This is a genomic window from Mycobacterium sp. SM3041 (assembly GCF_039668335.1).
In the GTDB taxonomy this organism is placed as follows: Bacteria; Actinomycetota; Actinomycetes; order Mycobacteriales; family Mycobacteriaceae; genus Mycobacterium.
Genome location: NZ_JAYXBQ010000079.1, coordinates 156,030 through 173,611, shown reverse-complemented (window position 1 = coordinate 173,611; position 17,582 = coordinate 156,030). Strand labels below are relative to the sequence as shown.

Genomic DNA, 17,582 nt, shown 5'->3' with positions numbered 1-17,582 from the left:
TGAAACCACGCACACAAGCTCACTTTCGGTGAGCAGACTCTAGTTGGCGTGCAGCGCCTCGTTGAGCGTGATGCCGGTGCCGTCGCGCTTGACGACCTCGACCGCGCCGCTGACCGAGTTCCGGCGGAACAGCAGGTTGTTCGAGCCAGACAGTTCCTTGGCCTTGACGGTCTGGCCGTCGGCGGTGGTCACCTTGGTGCCGCCGGTGACGTACAGGCCGGCCTCGATGACGCAGTCGTCGCCCAGCGAGATGCCCAGACCGGCGTTGGCGCCCAGCAGGCAGCGCTTGCCCACCGAGATGACCTCCTTGCCGCCACCGGACAGCGTGCCCATGATCGACGCGCCGCCGCCGACGTCGGAGCCGTCATCGACGACGACGCCCGCCGAGATACGACCCTCGACCATCGAGGTGCCCAGCGTGCCGGCGTTGAAGTTGACGAAGCCCTCGTGCATGACGGTGGTGCCCGACGCGAGGTGCGCGCCGAGACGGACGCGGTCGGCGTCGGCGATGCGCACACCGCTCGGCAGCACGTAGTCGACCATGCGGGGGAACTTGTCGACACCGAACACGGTGACCGTGCCGCGACGACGCAGCTTGGCGCGGACGGTCTCGAAGCCCTCGACCGCGCAGGGGCCGAAGTTGGTCCACACCACGTTCGTCAGCAGGCCGAAGATGCCGTCCAAGTTGGCGCCGTGCGGCGCGATCAGGCGATGCGACAGCAGGTGCAGGCGCAGCCAGACATCGTGCGTGTCGGCGGGCTTGTCGTCGAGCGAGGCGATGGTGGTGCGCACGATCTCGGTGCGCACGCCGCGGTCCTCGTCGGTGCCGACGAGGGCTTCCAGCTCAGCGGGGACCGGGCCGGCCGCGGCGTCGGCGTTGAGTTCGGGTGCCGGGAACCAGGTGTCGAGGACGGTTCCGTCGGAGGTGATGGTGGCGATGCCGATGCCGGATGCACCAGAAGAAGAAGTCACGTTGCTAAAGGCTACTGAACCAGCGCTGAACTGGGGGCACCACCCACTCGCGAGCAGACGCAAAACTGTCGTTCTCGCGGTGAAATTGACAGTTTTACGTCTGCTCGCGGAGAGGACTAGCGGGGAGAACCGCGCGTCACTGCAGGTGATGGACCTCCTGCAGCCCGTACACCGGCGTCGGGATGCCCTCGTACCGGGCCTTGAGCTGCAGCGCCAGGTACAGCGAGTAGTGCCGCGACTGGTGCAGGTTGCCGCCGTGGAACCACAGGTTCTCCTGCTGCGTCGGCTTCCACATGTTGCGCTGTTCGCCCTCCCACGGGCCGGGGTCCTTGGCGGTCCCGCTGCCCAGGCCCCACACCTTGCCGACGCGGTCGGCGATCTCCTGGCCCATGAGGTCGGCGGCCCAGCCGTTCATCGAGCCGTAGCCAGTCGCGTAGACGACGACGTCGGCGGGCAGTTCGGTGCCGTCGGCCAGCACCACCGCGTTCTCGGTCAGGTGCGACACCTGGCCGTGCGCCAGCTTGATGGAACCGTTGGCCACCAGCTCGCACGCGCCGACGTCGATGTAGTAGCCCGAGCCGCGGCGCAGGTACTTCATGAACAGGCCGGAGTCGTCGTCGCCGAAGTCCAGCTCGAAGCCGGCCGCCTCCAACCGGTCGTAGAAGTCCTTGTCCCGCACCCGGATCGCGTCGTAGATCGGTCGCTGGAAATCGGCCATGATCGCGTACGGCAGCGACGCGAACGTCAGGTCGGCCTTCTCGGTCGTCATGCCGGCGGCCACCGCGCGCTCCGAGTACAGGTCGCCGAGGCCGAGCTCCATCAGCGAGTCGGACTTCACGACGTGCGTCGACGAGCGCTGCAGCATCGTCACGTCGACGCCGTTCTCGTACAGGGCTTTACAGATGTCGTGCGCGGAGTTGTTGGACCCCACCACGACGACCCTCTTGCCGACGTACCGGTCCGGGCCCGGATGCTGACTCGAGTGGTGCTGTTCCCCGGCAAAGATGTCCTGGCCCGGAAGCGTTGGGATGCTTGGCTTTCCGGACATGCCGGTCGCCAGCACCAGCTGGGTCGGGTGCAGCGTCATGCGCTCGCCGTCGCGGTTCACCTCGACGCTCCATCGGCCGGCCTCGGAATCGTAAGTGGCCGAGAGGCATTCGGTGCGCGACCAGTACGGCACCTCCATGACCTTGGTGTAGAACTCCAGCCAGTCGCCGACCTTGTCCTTCGGTGCGAACACCGGCCAGTTGGCTGGGAACGGCAGGTAGGGCAGGTGGTCGTACCACACCGGATCGTGCAGGCACAGCGACTTGTACCGCTTGCGCCACTGGTCGCCGGGCCGCTCGTGCTTGTCGACGACGATCGACGGCACGCCGAGTTGCCGCAGCCGCGCACCCAACGCGATACCGCCCTGACCACCGCCGATGACCAGTACATAGGGCTGCTTCTCGCGCCCCAGCGTCGCCTCTTCCTCGGCGCGCTTCTCGGCCCACGAGCGCGGGTCGGGGTCGGACCCGTGCACCGCGCCGAGCACCCGCGTCGCGCCCTTGCGCTCCTCATGGCCCTTGAGCTCCTGCAGCGTGGTCAGCAGCGTCCAACCTTCGTCGCCGCGTAGCCGCAGGTGGCCCGAGCCGCGCCCGGTGGCCGTCTCGAACTCGATGAACGCCGAGGTCACGTCGCCGTCGGCGGTGGCGGGTTCACGGGTCCGGAACCCGGACGGGGTGGTGTCGGCCAGCCGTGCGCGCAGCATGCCGGCGATCTGGTCGCGGCCTTCCACGGTCTTGATGTTCCAGGTGAAGGCGACGAGGTCACGCCAGAAGCTGTCGACGGCGAACATCCCGACGACGCCGTCGATGTCCTGTGCGGCCAGTGCCGCCTCGAAGTTGGCGAGCCAGTTCTCGACGCGCTGCTGCGGCGAGATGGCGGTGGTGGGTTCCAGTGTTGCGGTCATGTGACTCAGGACACAGCCAGGGCGCAACTCCCGACAAGAGTTGCATCACGTTGCAGCGTTGCAACCTCCTGCAACTCTGTCGGAGTGTGGCCGCGGTCACATACAACTGGTCGCATGAGAGCTGCTGTCTACTACGGACCCAACAAAGTCTCGGTCGAGGACGTCGCCATCCCGACTCCCGGGCCGGGCCAGGTGCAACTACAGGTCGGATTCAACGGCATCTGTGGCACCGACCTGCACGAGTACTACGCCGGCCCCATCTTCGTCCCCACGCAGCCGCACCCCCTGACGCATCAGGAACTCCCGCTCACGCTGGGCCACGAGTTCTCCGGCACCGTCACGGCGGTCGGCGCCGGGGTGACGGACTGGCGCGAGGGCGACCGGGTGGCCGTCGAACCGATCTACAAATGCGACCACTGCGGCCCGTGTGCGGCAGGCAACTACAACGTGTGCCAGCAGATCGGGTTCCACGGGCTGATGTCCGACGGCGGCATGGCCGAGTACACCGTGGTGCCGACGAACATGCTGCACCGGCTGCCCGACAACGTCTCGCTGGAACTCGGCGCGCTCGTCGAACCGATGTCGGTGGCCTACCACGCGGCGACCCTCGGCGACGTCAAACCCGGTGACACCGCGATGGTGTTCGGCGCCGGTCCCATCGGTATCGGATTGTGGTTCGCCTTGCGCGGCAAGGGACTTCAGGAGGTCTTCGTCGTCGAGCCGTCGCCGACGCGCCGCGCGGCCATCGAAGCGCTCGGCGCCGTCACGCTCGACCCGACGGTCATCGATGTGCCCGGCTTCATCGCCGACCACACCTACGGTGCCGGCGCCGACGCGGTGTACGACGCCGCCGGCGTCACGCCCGCTGTGGAGACGGCACTGGCGTGCGTCGGATCCCGCAAGCCGATGGTGAGCGTCGCGATCTACGAAAAGCCGCTGCAGACACCGCTTTTGAACCTGGTGATGAACGAGTCCCGCATCCAGGGCTCGCTGTGTTACACGGGCGCCGACTTCGAGGCCGTCATCGCGTTGATGGCGCAGGGCGCCTATGACACCACCGGATGGGTGGCCCAGATCCCGATCGGTGACGTGGTTTCCGAAGGATTCGAGGCCCTGCATGCGGGGAACAAGATGAAAGTTCTGGTCGACCCGACGCGATGAGCGGAGAAACAGCAATGACATTGGCAGGAAAGGTAGCCCTGGTCACCGGGGCCGGACGTGGCATCGGTCGCGGTATCGCACTACGGCTGGCGCGTGACGGCGCCGACGTCGCGCTCGTCGACGTCGAAGCCGATCCCTTGGCGGAGGTGGCCGCCGAGATATCCGAAATCGGTTCCAAATTAACCACTTTCGTCGCCGATGTCAGTGCTCGGGACCAGGTGTTCGCCGCCGTCGACTATGTGGCAACCGAACTCGGCGGGCTCGACATCATGGTCAACAATGCCGGTGTCGCACTGGTCGGCCCGCTCGCCGACGTCACGCCCGAGGACCTGCAGCGGTTGTGGTCGATCAACGTCGACGGCGTGCTGTGGGGCATCCAGGCCGCGGTCGCGAAATTCAAGGAACTCGGCAACCAGGCGCACGGCAAGGTCAGCAAGATCATCAACGCCTCATCGATCGCCGGGCATGACGGCTTCGCCATGCTGGGGCCGTACAGCGCCACCAAATTCGCCGTACGCGCCCTGACCCAGGCCGCCGCGAAGGAGCACGCCGCCGACGGCATCACCGTCAACGCCTACTGCCCCGGCGTGGTGGGTACCGACATGTGGGTGGAGATCGACAAGCGGTTCGCCGAACTCACCGGCGCCCCGGTCGGCGAGACGTACGCGAAGTTCGTCGGCGGCATCGCGCTGGGCCGTGCGGAAACCCCGGATGACGTCGCCGGGTTCGTGTCGTACCTGGCCGGGCCCGACGCCGACTACATGACCGGGCAGGCTGGTCTCATCGACGGCGGCCTGGTTTATCGCTGACATGCGGAGCACAATCGGCGTTGATGCAGAGCCCGGCCGTGCCTGAACCAGCGGTAGCTGTTGGCGAGGACCCGCGCAGTTACGCGCGGTTGATGTCGGCTGTCTACGACGCGACCATGTCCGGCGGCCGCGCGCCGGCGCGGCCCCGCGACGTCATCGGCGAGTCGTGGCAGCGGATGCTGGCCCGCGGCGTCAACCCCGACACCCACATCCCGCCGGTCATCGAATCGTCCGGTCTGGATGCGCTGCGCAAGTCGTCGGGTTTGCTCGCCGTGCTCGACGACGTGTCGCGCGGGCTGGAATCCATTGTCGCCGAAGGCGACAACATCCTCGTGCTGGCGGACGCGCGGGGTCGTGTGCTGTGGCGGTCCGGGTCCGCGGCCGTGCTGGGCAAGGCCGACCGGCTCGGGTTCGTCGAAGGCGCCAACTGGGGCGAGGGCGCCGTCGGCACCAACGCCATCGGGACCGCGCTGGCGTCCAACCGGGCCGTGCAGGTGTTCTCCGCCGAGCATTTCCTGCGCAGCCACCACGCCTGGACCTGCGCGGGCGCCCCGGTCCGTGACCCGCGCACCGGCCAGGTCATCGGCGTCGTCGACGTCTCCGGCCCGGCCGCGACGGTGCATCCCACCACCGTCGCGCTCGTCGACGCGGTCGCCCGGCTGGCCGAAGCGCACCTGCGCGAGCAGCACGAGGGCACGCTGAACCGGCTGCGGATGGTCGCCGCGCCCATCCTGGCCCGCATCGGCAGCCCGGCGCTGGCGGTCGACGCCGACGGGTGGGTGGCCGCCGTCGATCAGATGCCACTGCACAATCGGATTCTGCTGCCCGACGAACTGGCCCCGGGGCGGGCGTGGATACCGACCCTCGGGCGGTGCGACGTCGAGATGCTGCCCGGCGGGTGGCTGGTCCGGCCGTCGACCGCCGCGACCGACGACGACGCGACCGCCACCCGCGTCGTCCTGGACCTGCGCGCCGCCCCGGTCCTCGAGATGGCCGGGCAGTTCGGCGGCTGGCGCCACGACATCTCGCTGCGGCACGCCGAAATCCTGCTGGTGCTGGCGATCCACCGGAACGGGCGCTCGGCATCGGAGCTCGCCGAGGACCTGTACGGCGACCGGAGCCGGGTGGTCACGGTGCGGGCCGAGCTGTCCCGGATGCGAAAGCAGTTGGCGGGCTTGATTCTCGGCAAGCCCTACCGGTTCGGTGACGACGCCGTCATCGACGTGCGCTACCCGGCCGACCGCTCGACGCTGCTCGGCGCCTCGACGGCGCCTGCCATCCGGGCCCTGCGCGCCGTCGCCTGAACCTCGTGAGCTGGGGCACTCTCCCTCGCGAGCAGACGTAAAACTGTCGTTTTCGGCCGTGAAAACGACAGTTTTGCGTCTGCTCGCGGGTGAAAGGTGACCAGCTAATCTGGCTGAATGCTGGATCTCACCGCCGACCCGATCGCTCTGACCGCCGCCCTGGTCGACATCCCCAGCGAATCGCGGCACGAGCAGCTCATCGCCGACGAGATCGAGGCCGCGATCAAGGCCCAGGCTCCGCACTTCGAGGTGATCCGCAACGGCGACGCGGTGCTGGCCCGGACCAACCTGGGCCGGCCGTCGCGCGTGTTGCTGGCCGGGCACACCGACACCGTCCCGGCGGCCGACAACCTGCCCAGTCGGCTCGTCGGCGGCGAGCTCTGGGGCTGCGGCACCTCCGACATGAAGGCCGGCGACGCGGTGTTCCTGCACCTGGCGGCCACCATCGCCGAGCCGACGCACGACATCACCCTCGTCATGTACGACTGCGAGGAGATCGAATCCAGCGCCAACGGTCTCGGCCGCATCGAGCGGGAACTGCCCGACTGGCTCAAAGCCGACGTCGCGATCCTCGGCGAGCCGTCGGGTGGTCTCATCGAAGCCGGGTGCCAGGGCACCCTGCGCGTCATCATCCACGCCACCGGTACCCGCGCGCATTCGGCGCGATCGTGGCTGGGCGACAACGCGATTCACAAGCTCGGTGCCGTCCTCGACCGGCTCACCGCCTACCAGGCACGCTCGGTCGACATCGACGGCTGCGTCTACCGCGAGGGACTGTCCGCGGTCCGGATCGACGGCGGCATCGCCGGCAACGTCATCCCCGACGCCGCGTCGGTCACCGTCAACTTCCGGTTCGCGCCGGACCGCAGCGTCGAGCAGGCCCTCGCGCACGTCCACGAGGTGTTCGCCGGTGTCGATGTCCGCATCGAGCTCACCGACTCCGCCGCCGGCGCGCTGCCCGGTCTGACGCAGCCGGCCGCCGCCGCGCTGGTGGCCGCGGCCGGGGGACAGGTCCGGGCCAAGTACGGCTGGACCGACGTGGCACGCTTTGCCGCCCTTGGTATTCCGGCCGTCAACTACGGACCGGGCGACCCGAACCTGGCGCACAAGGTCGACGAGCGCGTGACGACGGCGGACATCACCGCCGTCACCGAGATGCTGCGGCGGTATCTGACAAGTTGAGTAGCGTCCGCGTCGACAGCTGGATTTTCGCCGTCCGGATCACCAAGACCCGGTCTTTGGCGGCCGCCGCCTGCCGGGCGGGCCACGTCCGCGTCAACGGCGTCACCGTCAAACCGGCGCAGCTGGTCAGCCCGGGCGACGAGGTTCGGGTCCGGCTGGAAGGCCGCGAGCGCATCGTCGAGGTCATCCGCCCGATCGCCAAGCGGGTCGGCGCGGCCGTCGTGCCGGAATGCCTGATCGACCGCAGCCCGCCGCCACCGGCCAAGGAGACGATGCCTGCAGTGCCCGTCCGGGATCGCGGAGCCGGCCGGCCCACCAAACGTGAACGGCGACAGCTGGATCAGTTGCGCGGGTACTGAGCGGCAATAAATCAGTTGCGCCCGTGAGTACTGTGGGTCTTGCAACTGCTGTCAACCGAGGTGGGCCGAAAACATGCTGGGAGAAGACATCTCCGGATAACCGGAGTACGCCCTCGCCCTGTCACTCTCACGAGAGCTCTTGCATGTCTTCTATCACCTGTTCCCATTTGTCGTTTTCCTGGCCCGATGGCACCGAAGTGTTCTCGGATCTGTCGTTCACGGTCGGTGCCGGTCACACCGGACTGGTTGCGCCCAACGGTGCCGGGAAGAGCACGCTGCTCAAACTCATTGCCGGAGAACTGCAGCCGACTGGCGGCAATGTGACCGTCGACGGCACGCTCGGCTACCTGCCGCAGACACTGCCGTTCGCCACCGATCTGACCGTCGCCGAAATGCTCGGTGTGGCACCCGTTTTGGCCGCCCTGGCGGCACTTGCCGATGGTGACGCCTCCGAGGCCGTGTTCGCCACCATCGGTGACGACTGGGACATCGAGGAACGCAGCACGGCGCAGCTGGCCCGGCTCGGTCTCGACGCCCCGCTCGATCGGGTGCTCGGCACGCTGTCGGGCGGTGAGGTCGTCACCCTCGGCCTGGCCGCGCAACTGCTGCGGCGTCCCGATGTCCTGCTGCTCGACGAACCGACCAACAACCTGGATTCCGCTGCACGACAACGGCTGTACGACGAGCTGGACCGCTACCCGGGCGTTCTACTGCTGATCAGTCACGACCGTGCACTACTGGACCGCATGGACCGCATCGCCGAACTGCGTGACGGTGACGTCCAGTTCTACGGCGGCAACTTCACGGCGTACCAGGATGCGATCGCTGAATTGCAGCGAGCGGCTGTCGATGAGATGCGTAACGCCGAGTCGCAACTGAAGCTGCAGAAGCGGCAGATGCAGCAGGCCCGCGAGCGCGCCGCCCGCCGGGCCGGCACTGCTGCCCGCAACGTCAAGGACGCCGGGCTGCCGAAAATCATTGCCGGACAACTCAAGCGCAATGCCCAGGAATCGGCAGGCCGGGCCGACGAGGTGCACGCCCGGCGCGTCGACGATGCCCGGGCGCGCCTCGACGCCGCCGAGCGTGCGGTGCGCGACGACGACGTCATCGCCCTCGACCTGCCGGACACGGAAGTGCCCGCAGGCCGGACGGTGCTGAGCGCGACCGGCCTGAACATCCAGCGCGGCGGCCGGACGTTGTTCGCCGGCAACGGAATCGACCTCGACATTCGTGGACCCGAGCGGATCGCTCTGACCGGCCGGAACGGTGCGGGCAAGTCGACGCTGCTCAAGATGATCAACGGCGACCTCGAACCCGACGCCGGAACCCTGACCGGGGGCGACGGCCGCATCGCCTACCTGTCGCAGCGCCTGGACCTGCTCGACGAGGAGCGCAGTGTCCTGGAGAACCTGATGGCCTGGGCGCCGACCCTCAGCATCACCCGCAGGCGGCATCTGCTGGCGCAGTTCCTGTTCCAGGACAACAGGATTGACCTACCGGTGTCGGTCCTGTCCGGCGGCGAGAGGCTGCGCGCCACACTGGCCTGCGTGCTGTACGCCGAACCGGCGCCGCACCTGCTGCTGCTCGACGAACCGACCAACAACCTGGACCTGGTCAGCGTGGCGCAGCTGGAGTCGGCGCTCAACGCCTACCGCGGCGCCTTCATCGTGGTCAGTCACGACGAGCGCTTCCTCGATGCGATCGGCATCGAGCGGCGGATGACGCTGGAGTGAAACCGGCGTGCACGGGTCCGCGTGTCGGCTCTCCTGCGGCGCTTGCGATTTGAAACTGTCAACATCGGCTGACAATGTCGGGTTTGGTGACAGCTCCGGGTCACCGGGTGAGGCCCGGCCCGATCTAGATGTCCTGCGGCCGGGTCTGGGCCGGGCGGCGTGGCGGGGGAGCGGCGACGCCCGACGGACCGGCTGCCGGATCTCCGCTCCCGTCGCCGGTGCCGCTTGCCGGACCGCGGTGCTCGACCGACAGGATCCGCCTGTCGTCGTCACCCTTCTCGTGGCGTTCGGGATCCCGGCGTTCCCGGTCCCGGTCGTCAATGTCCGGCTTGTCATGTTCCCCAACGGAATCCACGCCGCCCGAGCCGCGCGGTCCGCCCAGTCCCGTGCCCGCCGCATGGCCGGCGCCGACACCGTCAGCCCCGCCCAGTCCGCCGAGCAGCCCGCCCAACACGCCACTCACGCCCTGGGCGATCTGCCCCGGAATCTGGCCCAACGTCTGCGCCACACCCTGCGCGATCTGACCGGCCTGCTGGCCCACCTGCCCGAGCGTCTGCGCGGCGTCACCACCACCGGCGGCGGGGGAACCCGGCACCGCGGCACCGAGTCCCCCGGGCGCGCCGGCACTGACGCCACCACCGCCACCACCGCCGGGAATGCCCTCGGCGGCCGAGGACAGCCCACGCGCACCCTGCTCGTCACCGGCGCGGTAGGCCTCGGCGGCACGGTGCAGCTGCTCGGACAGCTGCTGACCGGCGGCGCCCGTCGACTGCAGGATGCTGTCGCGTCGCGCCATGACCCCACCAAGTGCCGAATTCATGCCGTGGGCGATCAGCCCGTGCGTCGCCGCCGGACCGGCCGGGCCGACCGACTGGCCGAGACCCGCGCCGTTCTGCAGCTGACCGAGCCCGGCCGCCACGGCGTCGTGCACCCGGGCCATGCCCAGCACACCCTCGGTATTGACGTACAGCGGATCGCCCATGACCTGACCCCTCGAAGATCTGTTGCGGTCAATCCTATGGCGGCGTCGACGACCTGCCCTGCGGCAAATGGTCAGGTGCGATCGGCGGCAACCTCCGCCGCCACCGCGCGAGCCTGCCTGGCGAACGCACAGTCGACGCCGACGCGGCCGAAACAGTCTGCGGCGCGGACATCGCCCAACAACGCCGCGTCGTGCAACGCACGCAGCGCCACGGCCGACTGGCCGCCGCGCTCGGCGGCACGGAACGCCTCGCGGGCGGCGGCGATCGCGCCGTGCCGGTCCCGCCGCGCCGCGTTGGTCCAGGCGCGAGCCAGGGCCAGTTCGGGAGCGAACAACATCGACTTCAAGCCGTGCCTGGCCTCGGCGCGGGCCAGTGCCCGGCCCGCCTCGGCGGTCGCCCCGCGCTGTCCGAGGGCTCGCGCCAGCAGCATCCATGCCAGCGGGCCCCACGAATAACCGGTGCGCGCCAGCGCTTTCGCCGCGTTCTCGAGCAGTTCGATCGCCGAGTCGAGTTCGCCCCGCGAGATCAACACATCGGCCAACAGCACCTCACCGATGGCCCGCCCGGGCTGTTGGGACTGCGTGAAATCGATCAGCTCCCGGGCCAGCCGCTGCGCGGTGTCGGGCTCACCGGCCAACAGCAGGGCCGTGGTCTGCCCGAAGCCACTGGTGAACCGCAACAGGCCCGGCTGGCCGGCGGCCAGCGCGCGCTCGGCGAGGCCGTCCACCTCGGTCAACCGGCCCGTGCGGGCACAGCTCAGCGCCGCCGCCGATGCCGCCCAGCCGACGGCGGTATCGCTCGGATCAGGACTGGACAGCACCGAGTCGGCCAGCTGCATCGCCCGATTGAGATTGCCCGCGTTCATCGCGAACGTCGCCGACAAGGCGTCCAGGGTGACCTGCGCCGTCGGCGTCTGGACCCGGCTGCGGACGGTGCGCAGGAAGGCCGTCGCCCGCTCGGGCTCGGACAGCATCCAGAACTGGTTGGCCGCGCGGGGCAGCGCCCACATCAGCAACGCGGGTTCGGTCAGTGCGGTCGCGTCGACCTCGGCCAGCACGGCATCGGCATCCGGACCGCGACCCTGCCAGGCCAGGGCGTAGCTCAGCGTCACCCGGGTGGCCAGGCCGCCGCCCGGCAGCGCGGCGCGGCCCAGGCGTTCCGCCAGCTCGAGATCACCCAGCCGCAGGGCATCGTCGGCGGCGGCAGCCAGCTCGGCGACGGGTAGGGCGTCACCGCCGTCGAGTGCCCGCACCGCACGCCGCAGCCGGCCGACGACACCGTCGTCGTCCGGCGCCGGCAGCGGGTCGGCAGCGGGGGACTCGGCAGGAGGGACCGGCCCGTCGGCGGTCACCGGCACCACCAGCCGGTCCCGTACCAGTGACGAAATGCCCTCGGGCAGAGACTGATTCGATTCCGCGGTGACGATGACCCGGGCCGCTCCCGACACCGCGAGCTGGTAGACCAGCGACGCCGACAACCGGTCGAGCAGATGCCCGTCGTCGACGACCAACAGCAGTCCGGTCCCGAGGGCCTCGCGGGCCGCGCTCAGCACCTGAACCGTCCGGCCGGTCTCGGGCACCGTGAACAACCGCTCGAAGGCGCCGAACGGTACGCGGGAGTCGGCCGCGGTGCCGGTGATCCAGGCGGCGCGCTCGAAGCCGGGCGCCAGCTCGTCGTATGCGGCCCGTGCCCATGTGGTCTTGCCGGACCCGCGGGCACCGGTGAGCAGCGCACCGGACCGGGTTTCGACGCCCGCTTCGAGCTGGCTCAGCACCACGGTCCGATCCTATGGCTGCGCGATGCCCGGCACGGCTCGATTAGCGTTGCGGTGTGACAACCGAAAACGCCTACGCCGTCTGTGTCTACTGCGCCGCTGGTCCCCGTCATCCCGAATTGCTCACCCTCGCCGGCGATGTCGGCCGGGCGATCGCGGCCCGGGGCTGGACGCTGGTGTCCGGCGGCGGCAACGTCTCGGCCATGGGCGCCGTCGCCGACGGAGCCCGGGAGAACGGCGGCCGCACCATCGGTGTCATCCCGAAGAAGCTGGTGCACCGTGAGCTGGCCGATGTGAACGCCAGCGAGCTGATCGTCACCGACACCATGCGCGAGCGCAAGCAGATCATGGAGGACCGGTCCGACGCGTTCATCGCGCTGCCGGGCGGGATCGGCACCCTCGAGGAATTCTTCGAGGCCTGGACGGCCGGCTACCTCAACATGCACGACAAGCCGCTGGTGATGCTCGACCCGCACGGCCACTACGACGGCCTGCTGGCGTGGCTGCACACGCTGGTCGACACCGGCTATGTCCAGCGGGCCGCGCTCGACCGGCTCATCGTCGTGAAAGACGTGGACGCGGCCATGGCTGCTTGTGCGCCGCGTGACATCGCTCACTAGGCTCACCGGGCATGAGTGACGAGACATCACGCACCGGCGTCGGGCTGCTCGATATTGCTAAGCAACTGCCCGGTTTCCTGTCCGACGCCCCGGTGATCCTGCGCGGCCTGATCACCGGCTTCGGTGCGACCCCGACGGCGAAGACGTCCATCGGCAAGGTTTTCCAGGAACGCGCCGAGGCCAACAAGGACAAGGTCTTCATCAAGTTCGAGGACCAGCGCATCACCTACGGCCAGGCCAACGCGACAGTGAACCGCTACGCGGCGGTGCTGGCGGCCAAGGGCGTCGGCCCGGGTTCGGTCGTCGGCATCATGCTGCGCAACTCGCCGGACGCCGTCCTGCTGATGCTGGCGACGGTCAAGTGCGGCGCGATCGCCGGAATGATCAACTACAACCAGCGCGGCAACGTGCTGGCGCACAGCCTGGGCCTGCTCGGCGCCAAGGTGCTCGTCACCGAGCCGGACTTCCACGAGCCCGTCATCGAGTGCGGTGCCGCTCCGGAGCTGACCGCGGGTCTCATGTCGGTCGAGGAGCTGCGCGAGCAGGCCGTCGGCCAGTCGACCGCCAACCCGGTGGGCACCAGCCAGATCCTGGCCAAGGAGAAGGCGTTCTACATCTTCACCTCGGGCACGACCGGCATGCCCAAGGCCAGTGTCATGACCCACTACCGGTGGCTGCGCGCCCTCGGCGGGTTCGGCGGGTTGGGGCTGCGTCTGAACAGCAGCGACACCCTGTACTGCTGCCTGCCGCTGTACCACAACAACGCGCTGACGGTGGCGACGTCGTCGGCCCTCAACGCCGGTGCGGCGCTCGCGCTGGGCAAGTCGTTCTCCGCCTCGCGGTTCTGGGACGAGGTCATCAAGTACGACGCCACCGCGTTCATCTACATCGGCGAGATCTGCGGCTACCTGCTGAACCAGCCGCCCAAGCCCACCGACCGGGCACACAAGGTCCGGGTCATCGCCGGCAATGGGCTGCGCCCCGCCATCTGGGACGAGTTCACCTCGCGCTTCGGCATCAAGCGGGTGTGCGAGTTCTACGCCGCCAGCGAGGGCAACACCGGCTTCGTCAACGTCTTCAACATCGACAAGACGACGGGCATCTGCCCGTCGCCCGTCGTCTACGTGGAATACGACCTGGAGACCGGCGAGCCGACCCGCGGACCCGACGGCCGGTTGCGCAAGGTCAAGCGCGGCCAGCCGGGCCTGCTGCTCAGCAAGGTCAACAACCTGCAGCCGTTCGACGGCTACACCGACAAGGCCGCCAGCGAGAAGAAGTTGGTGCGCAATGCATTCAAGGACGGCGACGTCTGGTTCAACACCGGTGACCTGATGCGGTCGCAGGGCTTCGCGCATGCCGCGTTCGCCGACCGTCTCGGCGACACCTTCCGGTGGAAGGGCGAGAACGTCGCCACCACCGAGGTCGAGGCCGCGCTCGGCGCCGACGACCAGGTGGAGGAGTGCACGGTGTACGGCGTCGAGGTGCCGGGCTGCGGCGGCCGCGCCGGCATGGCGTCGGTGCAGTTGCGCGAGGGCGCCGAGTTCGACGGAGCCCGCCTGGCCAAGGCCGGCTTCGAGCACCTGCCCGCCTACGCGGTACCGCTGTTCATCCGGGTCGTGCCCGCCCTGGCACACACCTCGACGTTCAAGAGCCAGAAGGTCGACCTGCGCAAGCAGGGCTACGGCGACGAGGTGAAGGACCCGATCTACGTGCTGGCCGGCCGCGACGAGGGCTACGTGCCGTTCTACCCCGAGTACCCCGCCGAGGTGAAGGACGGCAAGAAGCCGCGTTAGTCAGGGATTTGTGCACGATTTTCCGCGCTTACCGCGGAAAATCGTGCACAAATCACATGGTGGCGAGCCGAATTTGGTCAGCTGCTCACCACGTCACCGACGTCTCGACGTGGCCGAGTTCGGCTTTCTGCTTGCCGCTGGCGTCCTTGCACGACAGCACCACGTTGTAGGTGCTCAATGTTGGTGCGCCACTGAAGGATTCGGTGTGGCTGCCGTTGGCGGGAACGTTGAACTGCCGCGTCGTCTTCTTCGGGACCAGCGGGTTGATCGAATCCGCTGTCGCGGTGTAGTTGCACGTCGCCGTGATGTTGGAGGTGTTGGTGACGTTGAACGCGATGCTGGACACGCCGGGTGCACCGAACGACGCCTGAATGGCGTTGGTGACGTCAGGAATCGGGGCGCAGGTCTGGCCGGCCGGCACCGTCGGGGTGGGCGAGCCCGCGGGGCACTGCACCGGGGGCTTCTCCGCCGGTGGCGGGGTCACGACCGGCGGTGCCTTTGGGGTGGGTTTCGCGTCCCCGGGCATGGTGAACGTCGTGTTCGACCACGGACCGCACCAGTCGCCCTCGAGATCCTTCTTGCGGCACCCCTGCACCGCGATGTTCCAGTGGGCACCCGGGCCGCCGCCGAGCGTGAATCGGGTGGTCGCGCCGTTGATGCACTTGAAGCCCTCTTCTTGCTGCTCGCCGCCGTCGATCTTCCAGTGCACCGCGTCGACGACATAGTCGCCGTGCACCCGGGGGCAGCCGCTGATGACGCAGATCGCGGTGGTGATCTCGCCGGGTTCCTGATTGCAGTTCACGTCGAGACCGTTGGGTAAGGCCCCGGCGGGCGCCGGTGCCAACACGGGGAAGCTCGTCATCGCGGCAACGACGGCGACGCGCGTCAAATACAGTGCTCGCTTGCTCATCTGCGGCCTCCTGGGAGTTTGCTCTCGATCCGATTGGACGTGAATCGAACCTATTGACCGCGGCACCTCCTCGAATCAGGGAATTCCCTACACTTCGCGGCATTTGCCACAGCGGTGGCCGCGGAATCAGCGGATTTGCGGCAGCCCGATAGCCTGGGAGTCGTGCAGTCCTCCGCAAGGGGCCAGTTCCTGGGTCGCCAGGTGGCCGGCGATCGCGCGCTGATCATGGCGATCGTCAACCGCACCCCGGATTCCTTCTATGACCGGGGGGCGACCTTCAGCGACGGCGCGGCCAAGGACGCCGCGCACCAGAAGATCGCCGACGGGGCCGACGTCATCGACATCGGCGGCGTCAAAGCGGGTCCGGGCAGCACCGTGGACGCCGAAGAGGAGATCGCGCGCGTCGTGCCGTTCATCGAATGGCTCCGCGGCGAGTACCCCGACCAACTCATCAGCGTCGACACCTGGCGCGCGAACGTGGCCAAGCAGGCCTGCGCGGCCGGGGCCGACCTGATCAACGACACCTGGGCCGGCGCCGATCCGGGACTGCCCGAGGTGGCCGCCGAATTCGGCGCCGGGCTGGTCTGCTCGCACACTGGCGGGGCCGTGCCGCGAACCCGGCCCTTTCGCGTCAACTACGGCGTCACCGAACGGGGTGTGGTGGACGACGTCATCGCCGAGGTCACCTCAGCGGCGCAGCACGCCGTCGATGTCGGCGTCGCGCGGGACGCCATCCTGATCGACCCGACGCACGATTTCGGCAAGAACACTTACCACGGTCTTAGTTTGTTGCGCCACGTAAAAGATCTTGTAAATACCGGATGGCCAGTCCTGATGGCCCTCAGTAACAAGGATTTCGTGGGGGAGACTTTAGGTGTCGAACTGACCGAGCGCCTGGAGGGGACGCTGGCCGCGACGGCACTCGCCGCCGCTGACGGCGCCGCCATGTTCCGGGTGCACGAGGTGGGCCCCACCCGACGCGTGCTGGAAATGGTCGCGTCGATCCAGGGCGGGCGTCCACCGAGCCGAACAGTGAGGGGACTCGCGTGACCCTAATGCCCGAGATGACTGCTGAATCCATCGCTCGCCATGCGTGGCTGGCCGAACGCAGCTGGAGCCGGCCGGCGTGGACCATCGCCGAGCTCGAGGCCGCCAAGGCCGGCCGCACCGTCTCTGTCGTGTTGCCCGCGCTGAACGAGGAAGACACCGTCGCCGACGTCATCGACAGCATCAGCCCGCTGCTGGGTGGTCTGGTCGACGAGCTCGTCGTGCTCGACTCCGGTTCCACCGACGAGACCGAATTGCGTGCCATCGAGGCCGGCGCCCGGGTCGTCAGCCGGGAACAGGCGCTGCCCGAGGTGCCGGTACAGCCCGGCAAGGGTGAGGCGCTGTGGCGCTCGCTGGCGGCCACCACCGGCGACATCATCGTGTTCGTCGACTCCGACCTGCTCGACCCCGACCCGATGTTCGTGCCCAAGCTCCTGGGCCCCCTGCTGCTCGCCGACGGGGTGCATCTGGTCAAGGGCTTCTACCGGCGGCCGCTGAAGGTCGGCGGCACCGAAGACGCCAACGGCGGCGGCCGGGTCACCGAACTCGTGGCACGGCCCCTGCTGGCATCCCTGCGGCCCGAGCTGACGTGCCTGCTGCAGCCGCTGGGCGGCGAATACGCCGGTACCCGGGAGCTGTTGACGTCGGTCGGGTTCGCGCCGGGCTACGGCGTCGAGATCGGTCTGCTGATCGACACCTACGACAAGCTGGGCCTCGACGCCATCGCGCAGGTCAATCTCGGGGTGCGCACGCACCGCAACCGGCCGTTGAACGAGTTGGCCTCGATGAGCCGTCAGGTGATCGCGACGTTGCTGTCGCGCTGCGGCATCAGCGACTCGGGCGTCGGGCTGACGCAGTTCTTCGCCGACGGTGACACCTTCACGCCGCGCACGTCGACGGTGTCACTGATCGACCGTCCCGCCATGAACACCCTGCGCTGACCCGCCCTGGCGGCGCTTGTCGGTGCCATCCGGCAGGATCGTC

The 17,582-nt window shown here is 68.7% G+C and carries 15 protein-coding genes; 10 read left to right on the top strand and 5 right to left on the bottom strand.

The genetic code is table 11. From position 1 onward, the window contains the following. Positions 1-39: 39 nt before the first annotated feature. Positions 40-972 (bottom strand): 2,3,4,5-tetrahydropyridine-2,6-dicarboxylate N-succinyltransferase, encoded by a 933-nt coding sequence (gene dapD / locus VXD91_RS28655; RefSeq protein ID WP_318986210.1) that lies wholly within the window; start codon positions 970-972, stop codon positions 40-42. Positions 973-1,108: 136 nt separating this feature from the next. Then, a complete protein-coding gene (locus VXD91_RS28650) occupies positions 1,109-2,923 on the bottom strand; it encodes an NAD(P)/FAD-dependent oxidoreductase (protein WP_346416965.1) in 1,815 nt (604 codons plus the stop codon). 114 nt (positions 2,924-3,037) lie between these two features. Here VXD91_RS28650 and VXD91_RS28645 point away from each other — a divergent pair, with 114 nt between their 5' ends. The 6 genes from VXD91_RS28645 to abc-f all read left to right on the top strand — a co-directional run bounded on the left by VXD91_RS28645 (position 3,038) and on the right by abc-f (position 9,471). Then, complete coding sequence (locus VXD91_RS28645; RefSeq protein WP_346416964.1) at positions 3,038-4,084, top strand: 2,3-butanediol dehydrogenase; 1,047 nt, start codon at positions 3,038-3,040, stop codon at positions 4,082-4,084. A 14-nt stretch (positions 4,085-4,098) separates the two neighbouring features. Then, positions 4,099-4,893, top strand: coding sequence for an acetoin reductase (locus tag VXD91_RS28640; RefSeq protein WP_346416963.1), 795 nt, complete (start codon positions 4,099-4,101; stop codon positions 4,891-4,893). A gap of 23 nt (positions 4,894-4,916) precedes the next feature. Beyond that, a complete protein-coding gene (locus tag VXD91_RS28635) occupies positions 4,917-6,197 on the top strand; it encodes a GAF domain-containing protein (RefSeq protein WP_346416962.1) in 1,281 nt (426 codons plus the stop codon). 117 nt (positions 6,198-6,314) lie between these two features. Further along, a complete protein-coding gene (dapE, locus tag VXD91_RS28630) occupies positions 6,315-7,379 on the top strand; it encodes a succinyl-diaminopimelate desuccinylase (protein ID WP_346416961.1) in 1,065 nt (354 codons plus the stop codon). Continuing rightward, positions 7,376-7,738, top strand: a complete 363-nt coding sequence (locus tag VXD91_RS28625) for an RNA-binding S4 domain-containing protein (RefSeq protein WP_029121642.1) — start codon at positions 7,376-7,378, stop codon at positions 7,736-7,738. The genes dapE and VXD91_RS28625 overlap by 4 nt, the downstream gene beginning before the upstream one ends. Before the next feature lie 143 nt (positions 7,739-7,881). After that, positions 7,882-9,471: a ribosomal protection-like ABC-F family protein gene (gene abc-f / locus VXD91_RS28620; RefSeq protein ID WP_346416960.1), complete on the top strand. Its 1,590-nt coding sequence runs from the start codon at positions 7,882-7,884 to the stop codon at positions 9,469-9,471. A gap of 124 nt (positions 9,472-9,595) precedes the next feature. On the opposite strand, the gene VXD91_RS28615 is transcribed toward abc-f, so the two are convergent. Together VXD91_RS28615 and VXD91_RS28610 are read right to left on the bottom strand one after the other, a co-directional pair. Then, positions 9,596-10,453: a type VII secretion target gene (locus VXD91_RS28615; RefSeq protein WP_346416959.1), complete on the bottom strand. Its 858-nt coding sequence runs from the start codon at positions 10,451-10,453 to the stop codon at positions 9,596-9,598. 71 nt (positions 10,454-10,524) lie between these two features. Next, positions 10,525-12,231 carry an AAA family ATPase gene (locus tag VXD91_RS28610; RefSeq protein ID WP_346416958.1) on the bottom strand — a complete coding sequence of 569 codons (1,707 nt, stop codon included), beginning with the start codon at positions 12,229-12,231 and terminating at the stop codon, positions 10,525-10,527. Between the two features lie 53 nt (positions 12,232-12,284). On the opposite strand from VXD91_RS28610, the gene VXD91_RS28605 reads away from it, so the two are divergent. Together VXD91_RS28605 and fadD6 are read left to right on the top strand one after the other, a co-directional pair. Next, on the top strand, positions 12,285-12,848 hold the full coding sequence (locus VXD91_RS28605) for a TIGR00730 family Rossman fold protein (RefSeq protein ID WP_212812643.1): 564 nt from the start codon (positions 12,285-12,287) through the stop codon (positions 12,846-12,848). A gap of 11 nt (positions 12,849-12,859) precedes the next feature. Next, a complete protein-coding gene (fadD6, locus tag VXD91_RS28600) occupies positions 12,860-14,641 on the top strand; it encodes a long-chain-acyl-CoA synthetase FadD6 (RefSeq protein ID WP_346416957.1) in 1,782 nt (593 codons plus the stop codon). Between the two features lie 85 nt (positions 14,642-14,726). On the opposite strand, the gene VXD91_RS28595 is transcribed toward fadD6, so the two are convergent. Beyond that, positions 14,727-15,551 (bottom strand): hypothetical protein, encoded by an 825-nt coding sequence (locus VXD91_RS28595; protein WP_346416956.1) that lies wholly within the window; start codon positions 15,549-15,551, stop codon positions 14,727-14,729. A gap of 225 nt (positions 15,552-15,776) precedes the next feature. Between VXD91_RS28595 and folP the strand changes: the two genes are divergently transcribed. Further along, positions 15,777-16,601 carry a dihydropteroate synthase gene (gene folP / locus VXD91_RS28590; protein WP_346416973.1) on the top strand — a complete coding sequence of 275 codons (825 nt, stop codon included), beginning with the start codon at positions 15,777-15,779 and terminating at the stop codon, positions 16,599-16,601. Positions 16,602-16,606: 5 nt separating this feature from the next. After that, on the top strand, positions 16,607-17,539 hold the full coding sequence (locus VXD91_RS28585; RefSeq protein ID WP_212814938.1) for a glucosyl-3-phosphoglycerate synthase: 933 nt from the start codon (positions 16,607-16,609) through the stop codon (positions 17,537-17,539). Positions 17,540-17,582 lie beyond the last annotated feature (43 nt).